Origin of the sequence: Alistipes sp. UBA1686, assembly GCF_002320215.1 — a bacterium.
Classification (GTDB): Bacteria; Bacteroidota; Bacteroidia; order Bacteroidales; family Rikenellaceae; genus Alistipes; species Alistipes onderdonkii.
This window is the reverse complement of the sequence record NZ_DCKA01000007.1, coordinates 34,908-57,859: the sequence shown is the minus strand read 5'-3', so window position 1 is coordinate 57,859 and position 22,952 is coordinate 34,908. Positions and strand designations below refer to the sequence as shown.

At 59.0% G+C, this 22,952-nt stretch carries 26 protein-coding genes; 5 read left to right on the top strand and 21 right to left on the bottom strand.

The features are described 5' to 3' along the window. Positions 1 to 71 precede the first annotated feature (71 nt). On the top strand, positions 72 to 215 hold the full coding sequence (locus B3C38_RS01860) for a hypothetical protein (protein ID WP_193759115.1): 144 nt from the start codon (positions 72 to 74) through the stop codon (positions 213 to 215). Between the two features lie 75 nt (positions 216 to 290). On the opposite strand, the gene rsxA is transcribed toward B3C38_RS01860, so the two are convergent. From rsxA to B3C38_RS01820, 8 genes are read right to left on the bottom strand one after another with little or no spacing between them, the layout of a single operon-like run. After that, positions 291 to 869, bottom strand: coding sequence for an electron transport complex subunit RsxA (gene rsxA, locus B3C38_RS01855; protein ID WP_022333297.1), 579 nt, complete (start codon positions 867 to 869; stop codon positions 291 to 293). Between the two features lie 2 nt (positions 870 to 871). Beyond that, entirely contained in the window at positions 872 to 1,456 is a 585-nt protein-coding gene (locus tag B3C38_RS01850) for an RnfABCDGE type electron transport complex subunit E (protein WP_018695001.1), read from the bottom strand. After that, positions 1,449 to 2,126, bottom strand: coding sequence for an RnfABCDGE type electron transport complex subunit G (locus tag B3C38_RS01845; RefSeq protein WP_229107396.1), 678 nt, complete (start codon positions 2,124 to 2,126; stop codon positions 1,449 to 1,451). The genes B3C38_RS01850 and B3C38_RS01845 overlap by 8 nt, the downstream gene beginning before the upstream one ends. A gap of 13 nt (positions 2,127 to 2,139) precedes the next feature. Continuing rightward, positions 2,140 to 3,105, bottom strand: coding sequence for an RnfABCDGE type electron transport complex subunit D (locus tag B3C38_RS01840; RefSeq protein ID WP_286724747.1), 966 nt, complete (start codon positions 3,103 to 3,105; stop codon positions 2,140 to 2,142). Positions 3,106 to 3,126: 21 nt separating this feature from the next. Continuing rightward, positions 3,127 to 4,470 carry an electron transport complex subunit RsxC gene (rsxC, locus tag B3C38_RS01835; protein WP_237958036.1) on the bottom strand — a complete coding sequence of 448 codons (1,344 nt, stop codon included), beginning with the start codon at positions 4,468 to 4,470 and terminating at the stop codon, positions 3,127 to 3,129. A gap of 28 nt (positions 4,471 to 4,498) precedes the next feature. Next, positions 4,499 to 5,455: an RnfABCDGE type electron transport complex subunit B gene (locus B3C38_RS01830; RefSeq protein ID WP_286724742.1), complete on the bottom strand. Its 957-nt coding sequence runs from the start codon at positions 5,453 to 5,455 to the stop codon at positions 4,499 to 4,501. Further along, a complete protein-coding gene (locus B3C38_RS01825; protein WP_286724739.1) occupies positions 5,455 to 5,877 on the bottom strand; it encodes a SoxR reducing system RseC family protein in 423 nt (140 codons plus the stop codon). The genes B3C38_RS01830 and B3C38_RS01825 overlap by 1 nt, the downstream gene beginning before the upstream one ends. Positions 5,878 to 5,882: 5 nt before the next feature. Then, positions 5,883 to 7,463: an NAD+ synthase gene (locus B3C38_RS01820; RefSeq protein ID WP_055204075.1), complete on the bottom strand. Its 1,581-nt coding sequence runs from the start codon at positions 7,461 to 7,463 to the stop codon at positions 5,883 to 5,885. A gap of 517 nt (positions 7,464 to 7,980) precedes the next feature. Here B3C38_RS01820 and B3C38_RS01815 point away from each other — a divergent pair. Beyond that, positions 7,981 to 8,430, top strand: coding sequence for a cupin domain-containing protein (locus B3C38_RS01815; RefSeq protein WP_130065626.1), 450 nt, complete (start codon positions 7,981 to 7,983; stop codon positions 8,428 to 8,430). A gap of 199 nt (positions 8,431 to 8,629) precedes the next feature. Here B3C38_RS01815 and B3C38_RS01810 read toward each other — a convergent pair whose 3' ends face one another. The 7 genes from B3C38_RS01810 to trkA form a co-directional block, all read right to left on the bottom strand. Continuing rightward, on the bottom strand, positions 8,630 to 9,391 hold the full coding sequence (locus tag B3C38_RS01810) for a zinc ribbon domain-containing protein (protein WP_022333290.1): 762 nt from the start codon (positions 9,389 to 9,391) through the stop codon (positions 8,630 to 8,632). Between the two features lie 24 nt (positions 9,392 to 9,415). After that, on the bottom strand, positions 9,416 to 10,201 hold the full coding sequence (locus B3C38_RS01805; protein ID WP_286724731.1) for a Nif3-like dinuclear metal center hexameric protein: 786 nt from the start codon (positions 10,199 to 10,201) through the stop codon (positions 9,416 to 9,418). Positions 10,202 to 10,327: 126 nt separating this feature from the next. Next, positions 10,328 to 10,894, bottom strand: coding sequence for a MerR family transcriptional regulator (locus B3C38_RS01800; RefSeq protein WP_018694991.1), 567 nt, complete (start codon positions 10,892 to 10,894; stop codon positions 10,328 to 10,330). Positions 10,895 to 10,896: 2 nt separating this feature from the next. Next, positions 10,897 to 12,366: a methyltransferase RsmF C-terminal domain-like protein gene (locus B3C38_RS01795; protein ID WP_286724726.1), complete on the bottom strand. Its 1,470-nt coding sequence runs from the start codon at positions 12,364 to 12,366 to the stop codon at positions 10,897 to 10,899. Positions 12,367 to 12,372: 6 nt separating this feature from the next. Beyond that, positions 12,373 to 12,987, bottom strand: a complete 615-nt coding sequence (locus tag B3C38_RS01790; protein WP_286724724.1) for a deoxynucleoside kinase — start codon at positions 12,985 to 12,987, stop codon at positions 12,373 to 12,375. Positions 12,988 to 13,096: 109 nt separating this feature from the next. After that, a complete protein-coding gene (locus B3C38_RS01785) occupies positions 13,097 to 14,569 on the bottom strand; it encodes a GH3 auxin-responsive promoter family protein (RefSeq protein WP_286724819.1) in 1,473 nt (490 codons plus the stop codon). 69 nt (positions 14,570 to 14,638) lie between these two features. Further along, entirely contained in the window at positions 14,639 to 15,979 is a 1,341-nt protein-coding gene (gene trkA / locus B3C38_RS01780) for a Trk system potassium transporter TrkA (protein ID WP_022333285.1), read from the bottom strand. Between the two features lie 136 nt (positions 15,980 to 16,115). On the opposite strand from trkA, the gene B3C38_RS01775 reads away from it, so the two are divergent. Then, the gene (locus tag B3C38_RS01775; protein WP_022333284.1) at positions 16,116 to 16,376 is read left to right on the top strand and encodes a hypothetical protein; all 261 of its coding nucleotides are present in this window, start codon (positions 16,116 to 16,118) and stop codon (positions 16,374 to 16,376) included. A gap of 17 nt (positions 16,377 to 16,393) precedes the next feature. On the opposite strand, the gene B3C38_RS01770 is transcribed toward B3C38_RS01775, so the two are convergent. The 3 genes from B3C38_RS01770 to B3C38_RS01760 all read right to left on the bottom strand — a co-directional run bounded on the left by B3C38_RS01770 (position 16,394) and on the right by B3C38_RS01760 (position 18,592). Then, positions 16,394 to 16,573 (bottom strand): hypothetical protein, encoded by a 180-nt coding sequence (locus B3C38_RS01770; RefSeq protein ID WP_130065632.1) that lies wholly within the window; start codon positions 16,571 to 16,573, stop codon positions 16,394 to 16,396. 299 nt (positions 16,574 to 16,872) lie between these two features. Beyond that, on the bottom strand, positions 16,873 to 17,595 hold the full coding sequence (locus B3C38_RS01765) for a leucine-rich repeat domain-containing protein (protein WP_276792106.1): 723 nt from the start codon (positions 17,593 to 17,595) through the stop codon (positions 16,873 to 16,875). A gap of 145 nt (positions 17,596 to 17,740) precedes the next feature. After that, complete coding sequence (locus B3C38_RS01760; protein WP_256166341.1) at positions 17,741 to 18,592, bottom strand: 3'(2'),5'-bisphosphate nucleotidase CysQ family protein; 852 nt, start codon at positions 18,590 to 18,592, stop codon at positions 17,741 to 17,743. Between the two features lie 317 nt (positions 18,593 to 18,909). On the opposite strand from B3C38_RS01760, the gene rplU reads away from it, so the two are divergent. Continuing rightward, positions 18,910 to 19,221, top strand: coding sequence for a 50S ribosomal protein L21 (rplU, locus tag B3C38_RS01755; RefSeq protein WP_055204064.1), 312 nt, complete (start codon positions 18,910 to 18,912; stop codon positions 19,219 to 19,221). A 19-nt stretch (positions 19,222 to 19,240) separates the two neighbouring features. Then, a complete protein-coding gene (gene rpmA, locus B3C38_RS01750) occupies positions 19,241 to 19,501 on the top strand; it encodes a 50S ribosomal protein L27 (protein WP_009598768.1) in 261 nt (86 codons plus the stop codon). Between the two features lie 754 nt (positions 19,502 to 20,255). On the opposite strand, the gene B3C38_RS01745 is transcribed toward rpmA, so the two are convergent. The 3 genes from B3C38_RS01745 to B3C38_RS01735 form a co-directional block, all read right to left on the bottom strand. After that, positions 20,256 to 20,684 (bottom strand): META domain-containing protein, encoded by a 429-nt coding sequence (locus tag B3C38_RS01745; protein ID WP_022333281.1) that lies wholly within the window; start codon positions 20,682 to 20,684, stop codon positions 20,256 to 20,258. Positions 20,685 to 20,764: 80 nt separating this feature from the next. Next, positions 20,765 to 21,538: a S1/P1 nuclease gene (locus B3C38_RS01740; protein WP_055204062.1), complete on the bottom strand. Its 774-nt coding sequence runs from the start codon at positions 21,536 to 21,538 to the stop codon at positions 20,765 to 20,767. Positions 21,539 to 21,668: 130 nt separating this feature from the next. Beyond that, complete coding sequence (locus B3C38_RS01735; RefSeq protein WP_026318202.1) at positions 21,669 to 22,820, bottom strand: BACON domain-containing protein; 1,152 nt, start codon at positions 22,818 to 22,820, stop codon at positions 21,669 to 21,671. Between the last annotated feature and the right edge of the window lie 132 nt (positions 22,821 to 22,952).

Sequence of the window (22,952 nt, the reverse complement as noted above, 5' to 3'; positions counted from 1 at the left end):
ATTCGCGGCCTCGACAAACCTTCCGGGCCGAAAACGGATTTACCCTGCAACCGTGGGATCTTCGAACACCATTGCCAATCGACGGACGGCCCCGTGAATCCGATTACGTCCCGGTCTTCATCCGCAAGCCTGAAAACGGCAACCGCTACGGCTTCGCCTTCGGCATCGACCAGGAAGGCGTGATCGGCGCCGCCCGGGTTCGGATATACCGGTAACCACAATCCCCCTCCGTTCCACAAAAACAGCCACCCTCATTTCCGAAGGTGGCTGTTTCGCATTGCGGGACGTCGTTATACCAGCCCCGAGAATCCCATGAAGGCCATGGCGAGGATGCCGGCCGTGATCAGCGCGATAGGCACGCCCCTGAAAGCCTTGGGCACGTCCTCGAATTCGAGCCTCTCGCGGATACCGGCGAAAAGCACCAGCGCCAGGGCGAATCCCAGCGCCGTAGCCACCGAGTAGGTGACGCTCTGCAAAAGGTTGAACTCTTTCTGGATCATCAGGATCGCCACGCCCAGCACGGCGCAGTTGGTCGTGATCAGGGGCAGGAAGATGCCCAGTGCCTGATATAACGAAGGCGAAAGTTTCTTGAGCATGATCTCGACCATCTGCACCAACGCGGCGATCACGAGAATGAAAACGATCGTCTGCATGTAGACGATGTCCAGCGGCACAAGCACATAAGCCTGGATCAGCCAGGCCACCACGGCGGCGATTGCCATGACGAACGTTACGGCAGCGCCCATACCCATCGAGGTCTCGACCTTCGACGACACGCCCAGGAACGGGCAGATGCCGAGGAACTGCGCCAGCACGACGTTGTTGACGAAGATGGCGCCGATGATGATTGCGAAATATGAAAGCTCCATAACTATTTCTTGGCTAATTTATTAAACAATACCATGAGGTACCCCAGCACCAGGAATGCCCCCGGTGCGAGGACGAAGATCAGCGGCATGTAATCGGCCGTTCCGAGGCTGATGCCGAAGATCGCGCCGCTGCCCAGGATCTCGCGCACGGCACCTACGGCCGTCAGGGAAAGCGTAAAGCCCAAACCGATCCCGACACCGTCGAGCACCGAGTCCAGCGGCGTATTCTTCGAGGCGAAAGCCTCGGCACGCCCCAGAATGATGCAGTTCACCACGATCAGCGGGATGAAGACGCCCAGCGCCTCGTACAGGGGCGGCGTGTAGGCTTTCATCAGCATTTCGACCACGGTCACGAACGAGGCGATCACGACGATGAACGCCGGGATGCGCACCTTGTCCGGGATGATGTTCTTGATGAGCGAGATCACCAGGTTCGACATGATCAGCACGGCCATCGTCGCCAGCCCCATGCCCATGCCGTTCCCGGCCGAGGTCGTCGTACCCAGCGTAGGACACATGCCCAGCACCAGCACGAACGTCGGGTTGTTCCTGACGATGCCGCTCAGAATGATGTTCAGTTTATTCATTTTGCCCTCCTTCCTGAGCCGCCGGCCCGTTGGTTTGTTCCTCTGCCGAATCTCCGGCCGCAGAAGTCGCTCCCGACGATACGTCTGTCGGCGCCGTACCCGTCGCTACGCTCTTGTAAGCCATCCAGGCGCGGTTGATCGCATCGACATAGGCGCGCGAGGATATGGTCGCGGCCGTCAGCGCATCGACGTCGCCGCCGTCCTTCTTCACGGCCAGCTTGCCGTCCACGAGCTTCATCGTTTCGAGTTTCTTGCCCTGGATGCTCCCCAGCAGCACATTTTCCTTGTCGGCCATCTTCGTCCCGAGCCCCGGGGTCTCAGCCTGCCTGAGCACGTTGACGTTGACCACTTCACCGTCGGGCGTGAAGCCCACCATCATGCTGATCGCGCCGCCGAAACCGTTCTTGGTCATCGACTCCACGGCGTAACCCGCGACCTGTCCTCCCTTGGTTGCGGTGTAGACCGTGATCGGCATATCGTCGATCGTCAGCGCTTCGGGTACGGTCTGGTCGAACGGCGGAAGCACGACCTTCAGCGCCTCGACCTTCGCCGCCTGCTCGGCCTGGGCGATCGGTTCGGCCGTAATCATGTTCACGGCGCCCACACCGGCCGAAGCCACGAGCGTGATGCCGAACAGTACGGCCGTCATATTCACAAGTGTACTTTTCATACTGCGTCACCTCCTATTTAACGCCGAAGCGCTTGGGTTTGACATATTTGTTGATCAGGGGCACACAGGCGTTCATGATCAGTATCGCGAACGACATACCCTCGGGATAGGCGCCCCACAGGCGGATGCACATCGTGATGGCGCCGATACCGATGCCGAAGATCACACCGCCCCGGACGGTCATCGGCGAAGTCGAATAATCCGTCGCCATGAATATCGCGCCCAGCAGGGCTCCGCCGGCCAGCACATGGAACAGCGGGAACTGCCACAGCACCGCCCCGGTACTGCCCGAAGCGAGGGCCACGACAAACGCGAATACGGCCATCGTACCGAGCACCGACACGGGAATCTGCCACGTGATGACGCGGCGCCAGAGCAGGTATACGTAGCCGCAGATCAGGGCCAATGCCGCCACCTCGCCCAGCGAGCCGGGCATATTGCCCAGCAGCAGTTCCTGCACACCGAGCACGTCGGGGGCGGCGCCGTGTTTCACGGCCGCCAGCGGCGTAGCGCCCGAAAGTGCGTCGAAGGCTCCGTTCGCCGGCATCGGGAACGAAGTCATCTGCACCGGGTAGGCGATCAGCAGGAACACACGCCCCACCAGCGCGGGGTTGAACGGATTTTTACCCAGCCCGCCGAAGGTCATCTTGGCGATGGCGATGGCGACGAATGCGCCGATCACGACGATCCACCAGGGAATCGACGCGGGCAGGTTGAAAGCCAGCAGCACGCCCGTCACCACGGCCGACCAGTTCCCGATGGTCAGCGAGCCGCCGACGAGGAACCGCTGGATGAGGTACTCGAACAACACGCAGCACGCCACGCTGAGCGCCGTGACACGCAGCACGTCCACCCCGAACACCACCATCGAGACGACCAGTGCGGGCATCAGCGCGATCACGACGTCGCGCATGATCCTGGCCGTCGACTGCGAAGTCTGCACGTGCGGTGCGGGAGCAACAACAAGTTTGTTTGCCATAATATCTTTCTGTTTTTCCATTTACTTTTTCGGTGCCGCGGCACGTGCGCGGATAATGCCCATGACAGTCTGTTTCCCCAGGCGCACCCAGTCCAGCAGCGGCAGGTACGAGGGGCACGAGGCCTGGCAGCAGCCGCACTCGATGCACGAAGTGATCATCTGTGCCTCCACTTCCTCCCAGCCTTTCTTCTGGGTCATCTTCGAGAGGTAATAGGGTTCGAGCCCCATCGGGCAGGCAGCCACGCACTTGGCGCACTTGATGCACTGCGAGGCCTCGCGGCGCTGGGCGTCGCGGCCGCTCATGACGGTGATGCCCGAGCACCCCTTCGTCACGGGCGAGGCGAGGTTGACCATCGCGCGCCCCATCATCGGGCCGCCGTTGATGACCTTGCCCGCATCGGCGGGAAGCCCTCCGGCCGCCTCGATCAGCGCCTCGACGGGCGTACCCATGCGGGTCAGCAGGTTCTTCGGCTCCCGGACGCCTTTGCCCGTGATCGTCACCACGCGCTCGATCAACGGCTTGTGCTTCTGCACGGCCTGGTAGACCGCATAGGTCGTCGAGGCATTGCACACCACGGCGCCCACGTCGATCGGGAGTGCGGGCGGGGGCGGCACCTCGCGCCCCGTAATGGCCGCGATCAGCTGTTTCTCACCGCCCTGCGGATATTTCACCTTGAGGGGCACCACCTCGATACCCTTATACCCTTGGGCCAGACGGCGCAGGTGTGCGATAGCGTCGGGTTTGTTGTTCTCGATCCCGATATAGGCTTTCTCCACGGCGATGGCCTTCATCAGGATCGTCACGCCCACGAGCAGCTCCTCGCCGTGCTCCAGCATCGTACGGTGGTCGGACGTAAGGTAAGGCTCGCACTCTACACCGTTGATAATCAGCGATTCAGCCTTTTTCCCGGGAGGAATCGAGAGTTTCACGTGCGTAGGGAACGTCGCGCCGCCCATGCCGACGATGCCGGCGTCCTTGATCCGGGCGACGATCTCCTGTGCCGAGAGCGTACACTCGCGGACGAGCGTCTCCGAGCGGTCGATCCCCTCGGCCCAGTCGTCGCCCTCGCGCTTGATCGTAATCATCATCTGGCGCAGCCCCTGCCCGTTGGACACCATGTCCACGGCCGTTACCGTCCCCGAAACCGGGGCGTGAATGTTGGCCGACATAAAGCTGCCCGCCTCGGCGATGAGCTGCCCCGTCACGACCTTGTCGCCCTTGGCGACCTTGGCCACGGCGGGGGCGCCGATGTGCTGTGCGAGCGGGATCGTCACCACGTCGGGCAGCGGAAGCACCTCGATCGGTTTGGCGCCGCTCAGTTTATTTTCCGACGGATGGACTCCGCCTATTGGAAATGTCTTCATATCTTGTGTTTCTCTGATTTGACGGTACTTATTCGGCTTTCGGAGTTTCGGCAGCCGGCACAGCCGGGGTAGCCCCGGCATCGGGCGCTGTCGGAACTCCGGCAGAAGCCTCCTTAGCAGCAGCAGGTGCGGCTTTCGGGGCAGCCGGTGCCTTCGGTGCCTTGGGCAGCGGATCCATGCCCGCCAGCACGATGGCACCCGTCGGGCACTCGTTCACGCACTTACGGCAGAGCTTGCACTTCTGCGGGTCGATATAAGCGAGGTTGTTTTCAATGGTGATGGCACCGAACGCGCAGACCTTCTGGCATTTGCCGCATCCGATACAACCCGCCTTGCAGGCCTTCATCACCACGGCGCCCTTGTCCTTCGACACGCACGACACATACACCGCCCGGTTCTTCGGCCACTTCTTGCGCAATTCGATAATCATTTTGGGACACGCCTTCACGCAGGCCCCGCAGGCCGTACATTTGTCGGGGTCGACTTCGGGAAGCCCCGTCGCGGGATTCATGCGGATTGCATCGAACGCACACGAGACGACGCAGTCCCCGAACCCGAGGCAGCCGAATGCGCACCCCGTCTGGCCGATGTAAAGCGACGATGCCACGGCGCACGACTTGGCACCGTTGTACTCGTTGGTACGGGGGCGTTTGTCACAGGTGCCGCCGCAGCGCACGGTGGCCACCTGCGGCTCCTTTTCCGGTGCCGACTTGCCGAGGTAGGCCGCAACGGCCTTCATGCAGTCGCCGCCGCCCACCGGACAGAAGAGCGCCGAGATGTCGTCCTGTTTCACGAGCGCGTCGGCCATGCCGCGGCACCCGGCGAAGCCGCAGCCGCCGCAGTTGGCGCCCGGCAGCATCTTCTCCACCTCGTCGATCCGGGGATCTTCCTCGACCCTGAATTTTTGGGCCACGAAGTAAAGGATCACCGCGGAAAGCACTCCCAGCGCACAAAGCGTCAGGATTGTGTAAAGTAATACTTCCATCAGTAGTGTTTGGTTATTGAGAAATGAATTGTGTGTTCGATTTTATGCCTGAAGAGCCATAATACGCAGTAATAGACACCCACGGCTCCCAGTGCGGCAAGCGCGCCGCGGCCTTCGCTCCAGCCGAGCACCGCAACGGCGGCGACCAGCACGGCCAGCAGCACGGCCAACGCCCCGACATAGGCCAATATAACGGCGACAGCGCCCGCACTACGACGGACGCCGACCATAACCTTCTCCCCCGCGGCATAATGCGCCGCGTCGGGACTCTTCACGGCCACGATCTTGTCCTGCGCTTCGGCCAGGCCGCACGCTTCGCGGGCCTTGCAGCTACCGCAGGCACTGTGGGAGGTGATCCTCACATAGACCGTGTCGCGTTCCGTGCGTTCCACCACGCCGCTATGTTCAATCCGTGAAGCCACCGCCCTCAATCGCCGTATTTGTTGGTAAGCGGCATAAGGCGCTCGTGCCCGAACGAGCACATCGACAGGCGCAGTACGGGCGGGAACTGGTAGCGCTTCTTCTCGTTGCGCATGATCATGGCGTGGATCTTCTCCACGACCTCGGAATCGAAGCCCGCATTGACGATCTCCTCGCGGTGCTGCCCCTCCTCGATCATGCGGTAAAGGATCGCGTCCACCACTTCGTACGGCGGCAGGATGTCGCTGTCCTTCTGCCCCGGGTGCAACTCCGACGAGGGTTCCTTGTCGAGGATATTGCCCGGGATGGGGTCGCCCTGCGTGCGGTTGATATAGCGTGCCAGGTCGTACATCTCGCTCTTGTAGAGGTCGCCCGTAGGGCTGAAAGCGCCCGCCGTATCGCCGTAGAGCGTACAGAGCCCCAGCGCATTTTCGCTCTTGTTCGACGAGTTGAGCAGGATGTAATCCGCCTTGTTCTGCACGGCCATCAACAGCACCGTGCGGATACGGGTCTGGATATTCTCCTCCGTGGCGTCGAACTCCCGGCCGCCGATGACCGGCTTGAGGGTGTTCACCACGCTGGTGTATATTTCCGTGATGGGAATTACGTTGTACTCGATGCCGAGGTTCTCGGCCAGTTTCTTCGCATCTTCGACCGAATGGTCGGAAGAGAACTGCGAGGGCAGGAGCAAAGCCCGGATATTTTGGCGTCCCAGCGCATCGGCGGCCAGGCAGGCCACCACGGCCGAGTCGATGCCGCCCGAAAGGCCTATGCAGGCCTTTTTATAGCCGTTCTTCACGAAAAAGTCGCGCAGGCCGCACCGGGCCGCCTGGTAGACCATCCGCGTACGGTCGTTGTAGGTCGAGGGGATCGAGACCGGCTCGCCGGCCGCCTTGGTGTCGAAAATCTGGAAATCCTCCTCGAAGTGCTTCATCATCAGCACCAGCTCCCCGCGGTTGTTGAACGCCCCCGACGTACCGTCGTAAACGATGTCCGTCGAACCGCCTACCTGGTTCACCAGCACAAGGTTCTTACCCTCGACGAACGACAGGTGGCGCATCATCTCGTAACGGTAGGTCATCGTCCCCCGGCCGTATTTGCGGGCGTTTATCGAGATGACGGTCTCGACCGACTTGTCGAAGTCATGCTCGCGGCTCAGGTCGTCGCCCACGACGATGGCGCACTTGTGGCCCTTGATCGTCGCGTACTCGAATCCCTTCGAAGGGACGAGGAAGCCCATTTCGCGGCGTGCGGTGATATATTTCTTACCCACGTAGCGCAGCACTTTGCGATCCTGGATCAGCGCCGCGGCGCTGATGGTACCTTCGCGCGTCAGGATCGGGAGTCCCACGATGGCCGCGATACCGTCGCAGCACGACGCGATTTCGACCAGCGCATCCTCGCACAGTTCGAGGAAGGTCGTTTTACGCAACAGGTCGAAAGCCGGGGTTCCGCTCACGGCCTGTTCGGCAAAGATAACCAGGTCGGCACGCTGCGCTTTCGCTTTGTTGATCGAATCGATGATTTTCGAGGTATTGCCGTCGATATCCCCGATCGTATAGTTCAACTGGGCAAGGGCTATTTTCATCTATCAGTAATTTTAGTAGGCAAATTACAACTTTGCAAAGTTAAGGATTATTTATAAAATAGGAAGGATTTTTGGTGTTAATAAATTAACATTCCCCAATTTACAAAAAAATTTAAAAACCCGAAACCCCGGCACTCTTACCTGCCCCGGCCGCAAACCGCCCGGCAGATACCGTTCCCCAACCTCCCGGCGCCCAACAAGCTCCCACCCAGCCCAGTAAAACCGCCTGTCCGGCCGCTATTCCCGCAGCCGGCCAGCACACGCCGAGTCCCTGCCCGGCAGGCTTTGCGCGGGAGGGCAAAACGCCCTGTATCACGGCCGCGCGTGTCGCCGCGCACATGCTGCCTGCAAAAAAATCTTTTTTTTCACCCGGATTTCTGCCTGACATACAACATCAGTTACCTAAATGTTAGCAACATACGCCAGCGTACCGTCTTGCACGAACGCTGCATTCTCCTTACCTTCGCAACGGCAATACAGAGAACACAATTCATAAACGCTTTAATAACCCTTAACCATGAAAAAGGTAGAAAAAGTGGCCTCAGGCGCGAATTTCGCAGCCGTGACGGTCGGAAAAACCGAAGAGTTGAACCAGTACACGCTGCCGTTGGCACCGGGCGTGGAGATCCCGGGAAAAGTATTCGTAGGCGGCGACCTGCAGGCCACCGGGGCCGAGATGTCGTTCCAGCAGTTCGCACCGGGCGGCAGCGTCGGGTTCCTCCACACCCACAAGACCCACGAAGAACTTTACATCATCCTCGGCGGAGACGGGGAGTTCCAGGTCGACGGGCAGGTCTTCCCCGTAGGCGAGGGGAGCGTCATACGGGTTTCGCCTGCCGGCAGGCGTTCGCTGCGCAACACGGGCGACAGCCCGATGACGATGATCTGCATCCAGTACAAAGCCGCCTCCTTCGACGCGGGCGACGCCGCCGACGGCGAAATCCTCCCCGACCAGGTCGTCTGGTAGGCAGCCCCGGCTCCCGGCTCCCGGCTCCCGGCACGACAAGACAACAATCCCGAAAATCCGCCGCGCCACGCATACGGCAAAGGCGGATAATCCAGGAGCACAGGGGCATGAACGCCCAAATAGAACCCGGGACTTGCCCCCCAATGCAAAGCAGGCCGGAGTGTACACTCCGGCCTGCTTTCTTAATTTTTCCACAGGGCTATTCCAGCCCCTCTTCGGGATCGGCCACAAGGATACGTCCGCAATATTCGCAGACGATAAGTTTCTTGCCCTGGCGAATCTCCACCTGGCGCTGCGGGGGAATCCGGTTGAAGCAACCGCCGCAGGCATCGCGCTTCACGGTCACGACCGCCAGCCCGTTGCGCACATTGCTGCGGATGCGGCCATAGGCCGACAACAGGCGCTCGTCGATCTTGGCCTTGACCCGGTCGGCCTGTACTTCGTACTCTGCGACCTGGGGTGCGGTTTCGGCTTCGATCCCTTCCAGTTCGTTCTTCTTGGCAGCCAGGTCGGCGGCACGGCCTTCCGCTACGGCTTCGGCCTCCTCCAGCTGGAGTTTCTTGGCTTTCACACCGGCGGCGTACTCCTTGAGGCGCTTCTCGGCCAGTTCGATCTCCAGTTCCTGGTACTCGATCTCCTTGGTAATGGCATCGAACTCGCGGTTGTTGCGCACGTTGTTCTGCTGCTCCTTGTAATTGCCGATGAGAATCTTGGCCTGGTCGACCTCGCGCTTGCGCTGCTTGGTGAGCGTGTTCAGCTCCTCGATTTCGGCATTGATGTTGTCGATCCGGGTTTTCAGGCCGGTCATCTCGTCTTCGAGATCCTGAACCTCGAGAGGCAGTTCACCTTTCACCTTGTTGATTTCGTCGATCCTGCTGTCGATCTTCTGCAATTCATAGAGTGCGATGATCTTCTCCTGCATCGAATAGTCAACGTCGGCAGTTTTCTTCTGTGTTGCCATATAATGTACGTGTATAGTTTAGACTTAAACCAAATAGTTCACCGGATTGCGAGAGCTTTCACTCTTGCGAACCGCAAAGGTAATCAAATTTTTCGACAAAATATCAAATAAAATCTGAATTGCGCAATATTCGCTTTCAAAATGGCCTATATCCGCTACGGTGAGGGCTTTATCCGGCGTCATGAAGTCGTTGTACTTCATATCCGCCGTGACGTAAATGTCGGCCCCGGCTCGGCGTGCGTCGCCGATCATCGAAGCCCCCGCACCGGTACACACCGCCACGCGCCGCACCTCGGGCGAGGCGATGTCGCTGTGGCGCACGACCCGAACGCCCAGCACGCGCTGCATGCGGCGCATGAACTCCACCGTAGCCATCGGCTCGGGCAGCTCGCCCACCACGCCGAACCCGACCTTTTCGTCCTCCGGCGTGGGCTGCAACACGCGCAAGTCCCCCACGCCCAGCATCTCGGCCAGCCGCCAGCTCATCCCCTCGGGGGCGCTGTCCAGGTTGGTGTGGCACGCATAGAGCGCAATGCCACTGCGGATAGCCCGCTCGACGCAGCGCTGCACCTGGTCTGCCGAATTGAAACGCTTGAGCGCATGGAAAACGATCGGATGGTGCGTGATGACCATGTCGCACCCTTCGCGTTCGGCCTCGGTCATCACTTCGTCCGTGACGTCCACGGCCAGCAGCACCTTGTGCACCTCGTCGTCCGGGCGCCCCACGATCAAGCCTGCGTTGTCGTACGATTCCTGCCACGCGAGCGGTGCGAAACGCTCGATGACATCGGTCACTTCCCTGATTAGCATAGTATCCTGATTTGTCTGGTTATCATTTTTTCTGCCCCGGCGGGGCCATCCGCCCTGCGGCCGCGGCACTGCGCTTTCCGCCTTGCTGCGCAGCCTTCCCCAAGGGATGCAGCGCCCTTTACGCCCCTAAAAGAGCGACTGTTCGTAAAAGGCGAAGAGCTCCTTGTGTTCCGGCTCCTCCTTCTTGCGGCGGGGCTTGCGCGGACGCTTCGACGCGGGCTGCCCGGGTTCGGCGGCCCCTTGCGCCGCGGCATCCTCCGGGACGATCTTCACCACGGGTTTCGCCTTGCGACGGGGCACTGCCGCCCCGGCCTCCGCCGCCGGGACTTCGGCATCCCCGTCGGCGAGGAGTTCGCCCTGGCCCGCCTTCAGGTCTTCACGCACCTCGACCAGCAGCGCACGGATGCGTTGCAGGCGCTCCATCAGCTCGGCATCGCGCTGCACGCCGCCCTCGGCCGCAGGCTTCTGTTTCAGGGCCTTCTTGGCGCCCTCGAGGGTCATGCCCCGCTCCTTGACCAGGTGGTAGATCAGTTTGAGGTTCTCCACATCCTGCGGCGAGAAGAGACGGTTGCCTTTCTTGTTGCGCTTGGGGCGGATGACGCTGAACTGCGACTCCCAGTGGCGGATCAGCGACGCATTGACGTCGAACATCTCGGCCACTTCGCCCATCGAATAAAAAAGTTTCTCGGCCATATCTATCGTTTAATAATTCGCAATGTATTGGGGTACATGTTGTTCACCCGGTTACCGATCCGCTTCGCAAACCCGAGCGCCCGCCCGCGGGCACACACCAGGTTCACCCCTTCGGCAAACGCCCCGGCGGCGACCTCCTGCCTGCGCAGGTAGCACAGCGCCTGCGCCTCGTCCAGCTCCGCCGCGGGCACCGCCTCGCGGTTCAACCCGCAGAAGAACGCCAGCGCCGGATCGGGCCGAAGGCTTCCCTTGAAGAGCTGCCCCATCGCCACGCCCGCATAGATCACGGGCAGCGCTTCGCCGAGCGCCTTCACGGCCTCGGCCTGCGCGACGTAATATCCGTAGCAGGTATCACCCACCGCCGCGAAGCACATCCGTTCCGGCGTGCGCACCCAACGGCGCAGCTCCGCCGCCGAGGCCTTGTCCACCTGCGCAAATACCGTGCGCCGCGCCTTCGGGGTGCGGCAACGGCCGCCGGCATCATAAGCCTTGCAGGCCACGGCGGCGAAAAAACCCTCGCCACGCACCTGGTGGGGATAGAACCGGTAGGTGCGGAAAGCCCCCACCCGGCCGCAGACGATCCCCCACGCCCCGTCGACAGCCATGTCTTCCGCCTCTGCGACCTCGTCGCCCGCCCATGCGAGCATACGCTCCAAAGCGCCTTCGTCCTCGTCGCGGTTGAAGGTGCAGGTGCTGTATATCAGCCTGCCACCGGGTTTGAGCGCACGCCATGCTTCACGTAATATCCCGTCCTGCCTTGCGGCACAGAGCTTTACATTCCCCTCGCTCCATTCGGCGCAGGCCTGTGCATCCTTGCGGAACATCCCTTCGCCCGAGCAGGGGGCATCCACGGCCACCACGTCGAACCACGCCTCGAAGTCACCCAGTAGCCGGGGTTCGCAGGTCGTCACGGCGACATTGCCCGTACCCCACTTGCGGACGTTGTCCGCCAGTACCTGCGCACGGCGGCGGTCGATCTCGTTGGCGACGACCAGCCCGTCGGGCCCCGCGAGCGAGGCATAGAGCGTCGTCTTGCCGCCCGGGGCGGCGCAAAGGTCGAGGATTCGCTTCCCCGCAACTCCCTTTCCGCCCATCAGGTGCCCCACGAACTGCGACGACGCCTCCTGCACGTAATATGCCCCGGCATGGAAATCGCTGTCGAAGGTGAACTGCGGCCGCACCGCCAGGTAATACCCGTCGGCGCACCAGGGTACACGGCCGTCGGCGTTTCGCAAAACCGGAAGCGGGGCGGGCACATCCGTCCCGGAGTTTCCCTGCGGCGATCCGTATCCTCCCGGTACCGCCCCGGTGCCGTCCTGCACCGCTCCGGGTTCGGCCGCACCGGCACATTTGGCAGGGTTCAGCCGCACGGACACGGGCGGCTCGGTATCGAGTGCGGCGCACAGCGCCGCCCCCTCTTCCGGCCCCAGCTCCGAAAGGACGCGTGCGGCGAATTTCTCAGGCAGCGTCATGCGTCGCTATCTGTTTTCGAGCGCATCGAGGTGCGCACATATCTTCTCCAGCACCGTAGGGTCGGAGACGAAATCCTCATGGTCTTTGTCGACGACCAGCACATCGCCTTCGTAAATGTTGTCGATCCAGTTGTTATACTTGTCGTTCAGACGCTTGAGGTACAATTCGTCGATGTTCATCTCGTATTCGCGGCCGCGCTTGCGGATCTGCGAAATGAGCGTCGGCACGCTCGCCTTGAGGTAGATCAGCAGGTCGGGCTTGGGGATGAGCGTGGTCATCAGCCGGAACAGTTTCATGTAGGTTTCGATGTCGCGCGAGGCCATCAGCCCCATTTCGTGGAGGTTGTCCGCGAAGATATGCGCATCCTCGTAGATCGTGCGATCCTGAAAGATCGCCCCCGAATCGCGGTTGTCGGCCAGCATGTCCATCGTCTGCTGAATGCGGCTCCCGAGGAAGTAGATCTGCAAATTGAACGACCAGCGGTTCATGTCCTCGTAGAAATCGCCGATGTAGGGGTTGTTGCACTCCTCGAGGTAGGCTTTGGCGTTGTAACGCTCGGTCAGAATCCGGGTCAGCGTGGTCTTCCCGCTTCCGATATTGCCTGCAATGGCTATATACATATTATACGATATTTGTTTTACATCCTAAATACTACCCGGCCGCTCCGGACGGCCGCCGGAGTGCTCCGCAGCGGTACATCACGGCATTACGCCGCAGCAACACGCGCCGTCACTTCGCTTCCCCGCCGAACGCCAGTATCTCGTCGGCCACACGGCGGTCGTTGACCAGCCGCGGCACCTTGTTCTTGCCCCGGGCACGCATCCACGCGAGGAAACGGCCGTGGCTGACGACCGTCAGCCGTTGCCGCTCGAGCGTCGTGCGGCGTTTGGCGTCGTAGTCCGAATTCACGGCCCGCAGTTCACGGTCGAGCGCCTCGGCGAAATGCCCGCGGCTGTCGGGCTCGCGCTCGAACTCCAGAATCCATTCGTGGGCGCCCCGCTCGCGCAGCGACATGTAGCACGGCGCCACGGTATATTCCCCGACCACGGCCCCCGTTTCGTTGCAGGCGGCCAGCAGTGCGCGGTCGGCGTTGTCGACGATCAATTCCTCACCGAAGACATTGATATACTGCCTCGTACGCCCCGCGAAACGGATACGGTAAGGATTCGTCGAGGTGAATTCCACCGTATCGCCGATCTCGTAGCGCCACAGGCCGTTGTTCGACGTGATGAGCATGGCGTAGACCTTGCCGCATTCCACGCCTTCGAGCGGTACGACGGTATCCCCGCTGCGGAACTCGAAGAAATTGCCGTAGTCGAGCATCAGCAGCATGTCGCTCCGCGACGGGTCGTCGGCCAGCGCGAAGAACCCTTCCGAGGCATTGTAGGTCTCCATATACTGCATCCTGTCCGAAGGGATCAGCGCCTCGAACGAACGGCGGTAGGGTGCGAACTCCACGCCTCCGTGGGCGAACATGCAGAGGTTGGGCCACACTTCGAGCAGGTTCTCCCGCCCCGTATAATCCAGCACGCGGCGCATCATCGCCAGGTTCCACGACGGCACCCCGGCGAAGGCCGTGATATTTTCGCCCGTGCACTCGCGGCAGATGGCCTCGACCTTGCGGTCGAAATCGGGGATGATCGCCGTGGCGGTGCGCGGCGCCCGGAACCAGCCGCTCCAGAACGTCGTTTCGTGGATCAGCACCGCCGACAGGTCACCCACAAGGTTGCGCCCCTCGCGGCTGCACGACCCGCCGAGGGTCAGCGTCTTGCCGTCGAAGACCTTCGTTTTCGGGTTGTTGGCCGCGAATACCGTCGCCACGTCCCGCATGCCGAGCGTGTGGTTCCACCAGAGCGACTCCTCCGTGACGGGGATGTACTTGCTCCGGTCGGAAGTCGTGCCCGACGAGCGGGCAAAGAGTTTCACCCGCCCCGGCGCGGTGACGTTACGCTCCCCGGCCAGCATCTTTTCGATATAGGGTTTGAAGGTTTCGTAATCGAACGTCTCGACCATCGACTGGAACTGCTCCACGCTGCGGACATGCCCCAGGTCGTACCTCCATCCGAATTCCGTCCCGCGCCCACGGCGCAGCAACTGCCTGAAGATACGCTCCTGCGTCTCGGCAGGACGGCGCCTGAAACGGTCGATAGCCCGCTCGCGCTGCGAAAACCAGGCCTTGAATAATATGCTTCTAAACGACACTTGTCTGTTCGGTTTCATATTCCGCCGGTGTGCGGGCCCCGGCGCACGCCGGGCTCCGCAGCGCCGCCGTCAGTTAAAAAAGTATCCCACTTTGCCCACCGACGCAGGCATGGCGAAGACCACCACGCGGTCGTAAGGGTTGATTTCCATGTTGTCCACGGCGATGAAGACCTTGTCGCCGCGCACGATGCCGCCGATGATCGTGTCCTCGGGCAGCCCCAGGTCTTTGATGCGGCTCTTCACGGCCGGCGCATTGGGCTTGACGATGAATTCCAGCACCTCGGCGTCGCTGCCCGTAAGGCACTTGATGGCCTGCACGTCGGTCGACATCGTGAAGCGGAAGATGTTCGACGCCGTCACCAGTTTCTTGTTGATGATCGTGTCGATGCCGATCGACTCGGCCAGGTTGATGTAATTGAGGTTCTCGACCTCGGCGATCACCTTCTTGACGCCCATGCGCTTGGCGAGCATCGCCGCGAGGATGTTGGTCTCGCTGCGCCCCGTCACGGCCACGAAGGCGTCCATGTTCGAAAGCCCCTCTTCCATCATGGCCTCGGTGTTGCGGCCGTCCTCGTTGATGATGAGGGTCTTTTCGAGCATCTCCGCCAGCCGGTAGGCCTTCTCGGCGTTGTAGTCGATGAGCTTGATGTTCACCTCGTCCTGCAGCTCCGTGGCGATGCGGATGCCGATGCGCGACCCGCCCAGAATCATCATGTTCTTGATCTCGATGTTCGACTGTCCCGAAAACTCCATGACCTGTTTCACGGCATCCTGGCGGGCGATCACATAGATCGCATCGCCCTCCATGAACAATTCGCCGCGGCGCGGGATGATCGTCTGCCCGCCGCGCGTGATGGCCACCGTGCGGTAGCTCAGCGGCGCCTCGTCGTCGTCGAACCCCTCCAGCGGCTTGCCCACCAGGGGCGAGGTCGGCTCCAGGTGGAAAACCACCAGCGAGAGCTTGCCGCTCGAAAAATCGACGAATTCCGTGGTCGAGGTATGCCCCAGGAGGTTGATGACCTCGCTGGCCGCGACCTTCTCGGGGTAGAACAGGTAGTCGATGCCCATGTCGATGAACATCTCCTTGTTGTTGGGTTCCAGGTATTCGTTGTTGTCGATGCGGGCGATGGCTTTTTTGGCCCCGAGCTTCTTGGCCAGCATCGCCGCCACGACATTGTCGTTCTCCACGTGGTTCACGGCGATGAACAGGTCGCACTTGCGCACCTGCGCCTTGCGGAGCACGGCGAAGGTCGTCGAATCGCCCTCGACCGAAATCACGTCGGCAAGGCTCCCCACGTCGGAAAGCAGCTTCTGGTCGGCGTCGATGATGGTGATGTCGTGGCCGTTGCCACTGAGCATTTTCGCCAGATGGCTCCCCATCTCGCCCGCACCCGCTATCACGATTTTCATAGTATTGCGTCTGTTGTCGTTTCGTTTCTGCGCCGCCCGCCGACAGGATAAGGCAGCATTTTTGCAATTTATCTTACAAATGTATACATTTGTGACCGAAAGCCAAAATTTCAGCACATAAAAATACCTTACCGTTATGCCAACGTGGTTAATCGTTTTCCTCTTCGCCCTCGGCGCCGTAGCCCTCTTCGTCGTGGGCATGTCGCTGACGCTGATGATCAAGGGACACCATATCGACTCGGAAATATCGACCAACAAGAACATGCAGCGGCTGGGCATCCGGTGCGCCGTGCAGGAATCGCGCGAGGACTCCGGACAAACAGACTGCGCCGACGCGGGCTGTTCGGGCAACTGCTCGGCATGCGACATCGAACAGACAACGAAAAAAGAGGAGTGACGCTCCTCTTTTTCATATCAATCGCTCTCCTTGAACCTTATCAGGATGTGCTTATCAAGGTTGATCCATGACATCCGGTCGTATTGGGCACTATTCCTGAAAAATACGGTTTTCAAGACGGGCGAATTGTCACAGACCAGGCTTTCCAAATATTGCAACCCGCTCACATCGAGCTCCTCCACATCGCAGCCCGACATCCTCACGTATTTCAAAGCAGGATATCTCGACAAATCGACAGTTGCCACCGGCAGGTTCCTCAAATCCAGATTATATAAGAGCCCGTTCCGGGCAAAAGAATCCAGCGAGCGCAGTTTGCACGCCCCCTTATCCGCACACACCAACTCACACCAGTACAAATTGATAAGATAACTAAGATCAGAGAGGGATTCGAACCCGCTGCAATCGGTATCGAACAACTCCCGGACATAAACCGCCTCATGGCGGGAAATCCGCCCGTCCCCGTTCTTATCAAAATTCCTTGCGGCCAGTGCCACCTCTACCGCCGCATCGGCAAAGACAAGGTTTTCATCTCCGCCACCTCCAAAACGACATCGTCGTCACCAAATATGCCCGGTGCCTGCCGCCAATCCAGCGAGATCCGCATCCCCGCATTGCCCTCACACCAAATCATAGTAATATCCCCGCACGGCCTCACATCAAGGGCGGAAATCCCGTTATTCGCACAATCTATGGATTTCAAGCCGGGAGTTTCGGAAAAGTCCAGGTTGCGAAGCCGGTTATTCAGGCAAAGCAAAAAGGTCAACACAGGTAAATTTTGCAAATCGAGTTTTTCCAGGTTATTGGCCGCACAATCGACACGGCTTAGGTTCCGGAGACCATCCACAACGATTTCTTCGAGTTTGTTCCCCGCACAACACAAAGTCCTGAGTTCCACATTCCGGCTGACATCGAGCCGCACCAGATTACCCCCGGCAGATTGGTTACAATATAAAGACTGTAATCCGGTAAAGTATTCGATCCCGTCCAGCGACCGGATATCCTTATCGTCAAAATCCAGCGACACCACATTTTTGATTTCACCGACCGTAAGTACACCATCCCCGTTACGGTCGTACGTCCGCAGGCAAAATACCCCGAATGCGTCATCGCCGAATACGGCCACCGTATCATCGGTCATGGCGGGCGGCTTTACTTTTTCCTCCGAACAGGATACGCCGAGCAACAATCCCAGCATACAGAACAGGGAGATTTTTTTCATGGGAGGCAAGCTTTGACACATCTAAATTAACAGTTTTTGCCCGAAAGTGCAACTATTCCAAGTAAAAACAGCACAACGGGGCAAGCACACGAAAAAAGGCGGAAACAAATCCGCCCTGACTTACCGGTTCCGCATTGCTGCGGCGTCAAATCTTGCAGTACTTCGACCGGCAGACGAACCACGGGTTGCGCAGGTCTTTTTCGTTGTAGCGCAGCACCCCGTCGTCGGGCAGCGTGCGCGTCCGGCCGCCGGCCTCGGCGAGGATCAGCTCCCCGGCCGCCGTGTCCCACTCGTAAGTATGCGTCGTGCGGACATAATAGTCGACCCGCCCCTCGGCCAGCAGGCAGAACTTATACGAACTGCCCTGTTCGACGATCTCCAGGTCGGGGTGCGTCGCGCGCAGGCGGGCGATATGCTCGGCGGTCTCGGGCGTCTGGTGCGAGCGCGACACGGCCACACGCAGGCGGGGATGCGGACGCACGGCCTCGCACTCCAACGGCAGGCGCGTCCACCCGGTGACGATCTCGTCGTAGGTATATTCCGCCCCGGAATCGGGCGCCACATGCTCCTTGACATACGAGCCTGCATCCCGCCCCGCGATATACAGCTTCTCGAAATAGGGCACGTAAATCACCGCCCCCATGCAGACATTGTTCTCCATCAGGGCGATGTTGACCGTAAATTCGTTGTTCCCCTTGATAAATTCGACCGTCCCATCGAGCGGGTCGACCAGCCAGTAGAGTTCCCAGTTGCGGCGCTCGTCGTAAAGCATTTCGCGCCCCTCCTCGCTCAGGATCGGGATGCGCGTCGGGCCCAGGTATTCGCGGATGGTTTTGTGCGCCAGCCGGTCGGCGAGCGTAATCGGCGTTTTGTCGTCTTTGAGGCTTATATCGTAATCGTCGAGGTTTTTATAGACATTCATTATCGAGGCTCCGGCCCTGACTGCCGCATTGATGAGCGGCGGCAGCAGATACATCCTCACCTTGTCGTTTATCATCGTAGCTCTTCTTTTGAGTTCGGTAACTTCGGTTGCCATGGTAAAGGTAACAAGAATTTATGACATTGTGAAATTTTTAACAGCTATTTCACGCCGAACCTCCCCGGGCAGCTTCGGCGCAAGACAAAACCTCCGGTGCGGGGCGCCCGCCGTTGCAGGGACGGCACGGCGTCATGCGGCACTGTCCGCGGCGACCCCGCCCAAAACCATGCCAGAGCCGACCGTGCCGAAAAAAAATTCGCGCGGGATGTTGCTTATAAAATAAATATGCGTATATTTGCACTCCGAATTATGTTCAAATACATATATCGCATTAAATGTACGTTATAGTAGAGATTGCAGGTCAGCAATTTAAAGCTGAGAAAGGTCGGAAACTTTATGTCCACCGTCTTCAGGGCGAAGAAAATTCGTCCGTAAGTTTCGACAAAGTCCTGCTCACAGACAACGACGGTCAGGTCAAAGTAGGTGCACCTGTAGTGAAAGGCGCCTCGGTGAAGTGCAAGATCCTGAAGCATCTGAAGGACGAAAAAGTCCTGGTCTTCAAGAAAAAGCGCAGAACGGGATATCAGAAGTGCAACGGCCACCGTCAGTATCTGACACAGGTCCTTGTCGAGGAAATTGTTGCATAACCTTTAAAACTGAAGAGAAATGGCACACAAGAAAGGTGTAGGTAGTTCGAAGAACGGCCGCGAGTCGGAAAGCAAGCGACTCGGCGTCAAGTTATTCGGTGGCCAGTTCGCTAAGGCGGGCAACATTATCGTTCGTCAGCGCGGCACGGTTCACAACCCCGGTGAAAACGTGGGTATCGGTAAAGACCACACGCTCTTCGCCCTTGTAGACGGCACCGTCGAATTCTGCAAGAAAGGCGCAGGCAAATCCTATGTGAGCGTAACTCCCCTGAGCGAGTAAGCGTTCCGATAAGAGACACAAGACAAGCGGCTTCCCCTTTCGGGAGGCCGCTTGTTTCTTTGAGCCCCGAAGCCATGCGGCGAATCCCCATGCGCGAAACACACGGGGAGACACGATACGGCCATATACGCCTCCCTCATGCCGTTTTTCAGCTATCGGTTCCGCTGCCAGGCCCCAATACAAATAAGTAGTTGCAGATTGCGGAAAATTGACTACCTTTGCTAAGCAGTACACCGTAATTGCATGCGTTCTTAACATATTGAGTATAAACGATTGTATTTGTCTGCTCTGAATCTGGTAAATTTTTTGAAGACACCTTATACAACCGCACCCGAAAGGGTACGCGTTGTTTTTCGGTGTCGCAGGTTTACCAGCCCCCAGAGCAGTCGGAATTCGGCGCTGCCCTTTCTTTTTTGCACAAATGAACCCCATTTGTCCGCGCTCCTGCCGATGCAATCGAATCCTATGCGGCGGCAGGATACTTTTCCGGTAACCGGATTCTTCATACAAAAAGAGAGTTGCGTCACTTTTTTTCCTGCCGCCGTTCTTTTTTTGCCCGCTCCGGCCGCCCCCGCATCCGGCCGTAAAACAATCCCCCCCTCCCGCCACATAGCTCCCGCATCCGGCCGTTCGGCTATTTCTCGGCATCCATACCGGGAGCGGTTCCCCACCAAACCGTCGTTTCATTCCGCCTTATACAAAAAAAAACGGCAGCCCCGTCGGGGACTGCCGCAAATATTCCGCGTCGGCGGAATTACTGCTTCGCAGGCTCTTTTTCGACGGCCTTGAACACGGCCAGCGCTTTGTGGTCGTCGAAGAGGGTCAGCTCCGCACCCTTGATCTCGAAACGGTCTACCTCGTCGAGCATCTTGACAAAGGCATCCTCGTACTGCATGTCGGGGCAGGCCATCCGGGTCATGCCCAGGTTCTTGAGTTCGAGTTCCTTGCCTTTGAGCTCATACTTGCCGAAGAAGCGGTTGCAGTTCGTACGCCCTGCGACCATCGTATCGGCGGCATTGAACTCCAGGGTGAAGAAATCGGCCTCCTTACCGACGGCCGCGGCCGGGATTGCCTCCATCTTGGCGAGTTTCCATGTCGTGCCTTCGAGCTTCTTGTCCTGGCCGGCGCTTCCGCAGGCGGCCATCATCATAAGCAGCGCAGCGGCTGCAAAATACTTTTTCATAACGTACCTGTAAAAATTAATAACATGGCGGCCCCTGCAAGAATCGCACAAAACCGCATCACGTCTGCAAAATTACAAAATTAACCGAATAGTTGGTTAAGTACGGCAGCCAAACGGTAGCCCGCCTTGAGGATTTGCTCCTCGGCGAACGGATGAACCGTGTTGAGCAGGTCGCGGGCCTCGGTCTTGGTAAACTTCTGGCCGGGCTTCGTCCACTCGTAAATCACGCGGCAATCCCGGGCGCTCTCTTCGAGCCAGTCGCGGGGCGTCCCGGCGGTGACTGCACGGATCTCCTTCTTCGTAAGGCGATCCAACTGGTGGCGGTACTCCACGTATCCCCAGCGATGGTTCAGGTCGAGCACCCCGCTGTCCCAAAAACTATGGAATTCGCTGGGCCTCCCGTTCAGGTCGAACTTGAAATTCTTATACCAAGGGTATTTCACGTGCACGGGGCAATGCATGTCGCCCACCAGGTGCACGAGGTATTTGATCGACACCAGCACCGTCGAATCGTCCAGGCTGCGGTAATCCTTCAGCCTGGCGATCGCCTCCTCGATGCACTGCACCGCATCGCCCTTTGCGTTGGGAACGTACTTTCCGTCGGCGTCGACCGTATCGCCGTGCCAGCCCGAAGTCACCTTGTAAGCCGGCGTATGGCGGTACACATCCATCCACGAGGCATAATAGACGATCGAACGGCCGTCGAGGTATTTCTCGATGTTCTTCCTGGCCTTGGGCGTCAGGTTGCACTCGGCGATATAAGCGATGGCGTCATGCCCCGACTTGCCCCAGCCGAATGCCGTACCACAATAGCAAAGGAGCATTGCAGCCAACAAAAGAAAACTTTTCTTCATAATTGATTCATTTTAGGTTACCGAAAGCAAAAATAGGAAATATTATTCGGACAGACAAGATTACAAAAGAAAAAAAGCAGATTGCGGAGTTTCCGCAACCTGCCTGGAAAGGGTTTGTTATCGTGTCCGCCTATTTCGTAAGGCCGATGCCGATCTCGATGGATTGGCTCTGGTTGAAGAGCGCATCGAGCAACGAGTTGACCAACGCCTTTGCCGGGATCTTCATCGGGTCGGATTCGGGGTCGAGCGACACCTCGATATCCCCGTCGGGGAGGAAAGCATCGACCAGCGAAGTAATCAGCGGCATGTAAGGCATCATCATCTCCTTGTCGACCTTCAGCGTCGTAACGCCGTCCTTGACCGCGTACTTGAGCGGGATGGCATAGTAATCGTCGGTCGCTTCGATCCCCAGGCCCGGATACTGCGCCAGCAGGGCGTCGATGATCTGGGGCAGGTTCATTTCGAGCTCCGCCTGGCCGATATAGGTCAGGTACTCCTTGTCGATGGCGAAATAGACCTTGCCGTCCTTGGTGTAATAGGTAATCGCATCGACAGGCAGCACCTCCAGCGTCTCGGCATTGGGGAATTCGACCTCGGAGCCAAACGTAGGGCCGGCATTCATGTCGAACCCGAGCATGTCGCGGTAACCCGCGCCGATCGTCCCGTCGTCCTTGAAATCGAAATAGGTGAGGCCGCCGCCATACATCATCCCCACGAGCTGGTTGGCCAGACCGGTGACGGTGGTAACGGGCATGATAAATCCGGGGAAAAGGAAACCCATGTCGATCTGCGGCACCTTTTCCGGATCCATATCAGCGTATACGGGGTTGATGAAGAAATTAGCGATCGGATTTTCGGGATCGGGAACATAGGGCGTATACCGGCCCACCAGATCCGACGAGAACACGGCCTTCTGGCTGATGGAAACGGTCACCGACTCGGCGCCCTTGGCGCTCAGGACGACATCCGCCGTACGTGCATCGCCCGTATTCCGCGCCACGGTGACCACCACGTCGCCGTCGTTCACTTTCGCGGTGATCCATCCGGTTTCGGCACCCTTGTAGTTCACATCGACCTGGATCGCGCCGACCGTACCGTCGGTTTCCACCTCGAATCCCTTCGAATAGGCTCCGCTCGTAAATTTCAGGGCGCCGGTTTCCACACTGAGGGTACCGGTAACCGGGCCGTCGCCCTTGTTGTCGCTGTCGCTACATGCCGTAAACGCTACCGTGGCAGCGCACATGACGAGCACACAGGTAATTTTGTGCACAAAATTTTTCATAAGTGAGATACTTGTTTGTAATTCAAATGTGTGCAAATTTATCCTCTCAGGTCTATATGGACAAATAAATTCACTCGGGGGGGATTTCAAAAACGAACGCGCGTTTTTTCATCACGAAGCATTTTCCGGATA

What these genes read in the sequence shown, in the direction of transcription:
- rpmA (WP_009598768.1), top strand. Translation starts at nt 19,241, where the DNA reads ATGGCACACAAGAAAGGTGTAGGTAGTTCGAAGAACGGCCGCGAGTCG.
- B3C38_RS01845 (WP_229107396.1), bottom strand. Translation starts at nt 2,126, where the DNA reads ATGAAAAGTACACTTGTGAATATGACGGCCGTACTGTTCGGCATCACG.
- rplU (WP_055204064.1), top strand. Translation starts at nt 18,910, where the DNA reads ATGTACGTTATAGTAGAGATTGCAGGTCAGCAATTTAAAGCTGAGAAA.
- B3C38_RS01815 (WP_130065626.1), top strand. Translation starts at nt 7,981, where the DNA reads ATGAAAAAGGTAGAAAAAGTGGCCTCAGGCGCGAATTTCGCAGCCGTG.
- B3C38_RS01850 (WP_018695001.1), bottom strand. Translation starts at nt 1,456, where the DNA reads ATGAATAAACTGAACATCATTCTGAGCGGCATCGTCAGGAACAACCCG.
- B3C38_RS01830 (WP_286724742.1), bottom strand. Translation starts at nt 5,455, where the DNA reads ATGGAAGTATTACTTTACACAATCCTGACGCTTTGTGCGCTGGGAGTG.
- B3C38_RS01740 (WP_055204062.1), bottom strand. Translation starts at nt 21,538, where the DNA reads ATGAAGAAAAGTTTTCTTTTGTTGGCTGCAATGCTCCTTTGCTATTGT.
- B3C38_RS01810 (WP_022333290.1), bottom strand. Translation starts at nt 9,391, where the DNA reads ATGGCAACACAGAAGAAAACTGCCGACGTTGACTATTCGATGCAGGAG.
- rsxA (WP_022333297.1), bottom strand. Translation starts at nt 869, where the DNA reads ATGGAGCTTTCATATTTCGCAATCATCATCGGCGCCATCTTCGTCAAC.
- B3C38_RS01770 (WP_130065632.1), bottom strand. Translation starts at nt 16,573, where the DNA reads ATGTCGGGCTGCGATGTGGAGGAGCTCGATGTGAGCGGGTTGCAATAT.
- B3C38_RS01840 (WP_286724747.1), bottom strand. Translation starts at nt 3,105, where the DNA reads ATGGCAAACAAACTTGTTGTTGCTCCCGCACCGCACGTGCAGACTTCG.
- B3C38_RS01775 (WP_022333284.1), top strand. Translation starts at nt 16,116, where the DNA reads ATGCCAACGTGGTTAATCGTTTTCCTCTTCGCCCTCGGCGCCGTAGCC.
- B3C38_RS01760 (WP_256166341.1), bottom strand. Translation starts at nt 18,592, where the DNA reads ATGATAAACGACAAGGTGAGGATGTATCTGCTGCCGCCGCTCATCAAT.
- B3C38_RS01820 (WP_055204075.1), bottom strand. Translation starts at nt 7,463, where the DNA reads ATGAAAATAGCCCTTGCCCAGTTGAACTATACGATCGGGGATATCGAC.
- B3C38_RS01735 (WP_026318202.1), bottom strand. Translation starts at nt 22,820, where the DNA reads ATGAAAAATTTTGTGCACAAAATTACCTGTGTGCTCGTCATGTGCGCT.
- B3C38_RS01800 (WP_018694991.1), bottom strand. Translation starts at nt 10,894, where the DNA reads ATGGCCGAGAAACTTTTTTATTCGATGGGCGAAGTGGCCGAGATGTTC.
- trkA (WP_022333285.1), bottom strand. Translation starts at nt 15,979, where the DNA reads ATGAAAATCGTGATAGCGGGTGCGGGCGAGATGGGGAGCCATCTGGCG.
- B3C38_RS01795 (WP_286724726.1), bottom strand. Translation starts at nt 12,366, where the DNA reads ATGACGCTGCCTGAGAAATTCGCCGCACGCGTCCTTTCGGAGCTGGGG.
- B3C38_RS01790 (WP_286724724.1), bottom strand. Translation starts at nt 12,987, where the DNA reads ATGTATATAGCCATTGCAGGCAATATCGGAAGCGGGAAGACCACGCTG.
- B3C38_RS01805 (WP_286724731.1), bottom strand. Translation starts at nt 10,201, where the DNA reads ATGCTAATCAGGGAAGTGACCGATGTCATCGAGCGTTTCGCACCGCTC.
- B3C38_RS01765 (WP_276792106.1), bottom strand. Translation starts at nt 17,595, where the DNA reads ATGAAAAAAATCTCCCTGTTCTGTATGCTGGGATTGTTGCTCGGCGTA.
- rsxC (WP_237958036.1), bottom strand. Translation starts at nt 4,470, where the DNA reads ATGAAGACATTTCCAATAGGCGGAGTCCATCCGTCGGAAAATAAACTG.
- B3C38_RS01745 (WP_022333281.1), bottom strand. Translation starts at nt 20,684, where the DNA reads ATGAAAAAGTATTTTGCAGCCGCTGCGCTGCTTATGATGATGGCCGCC.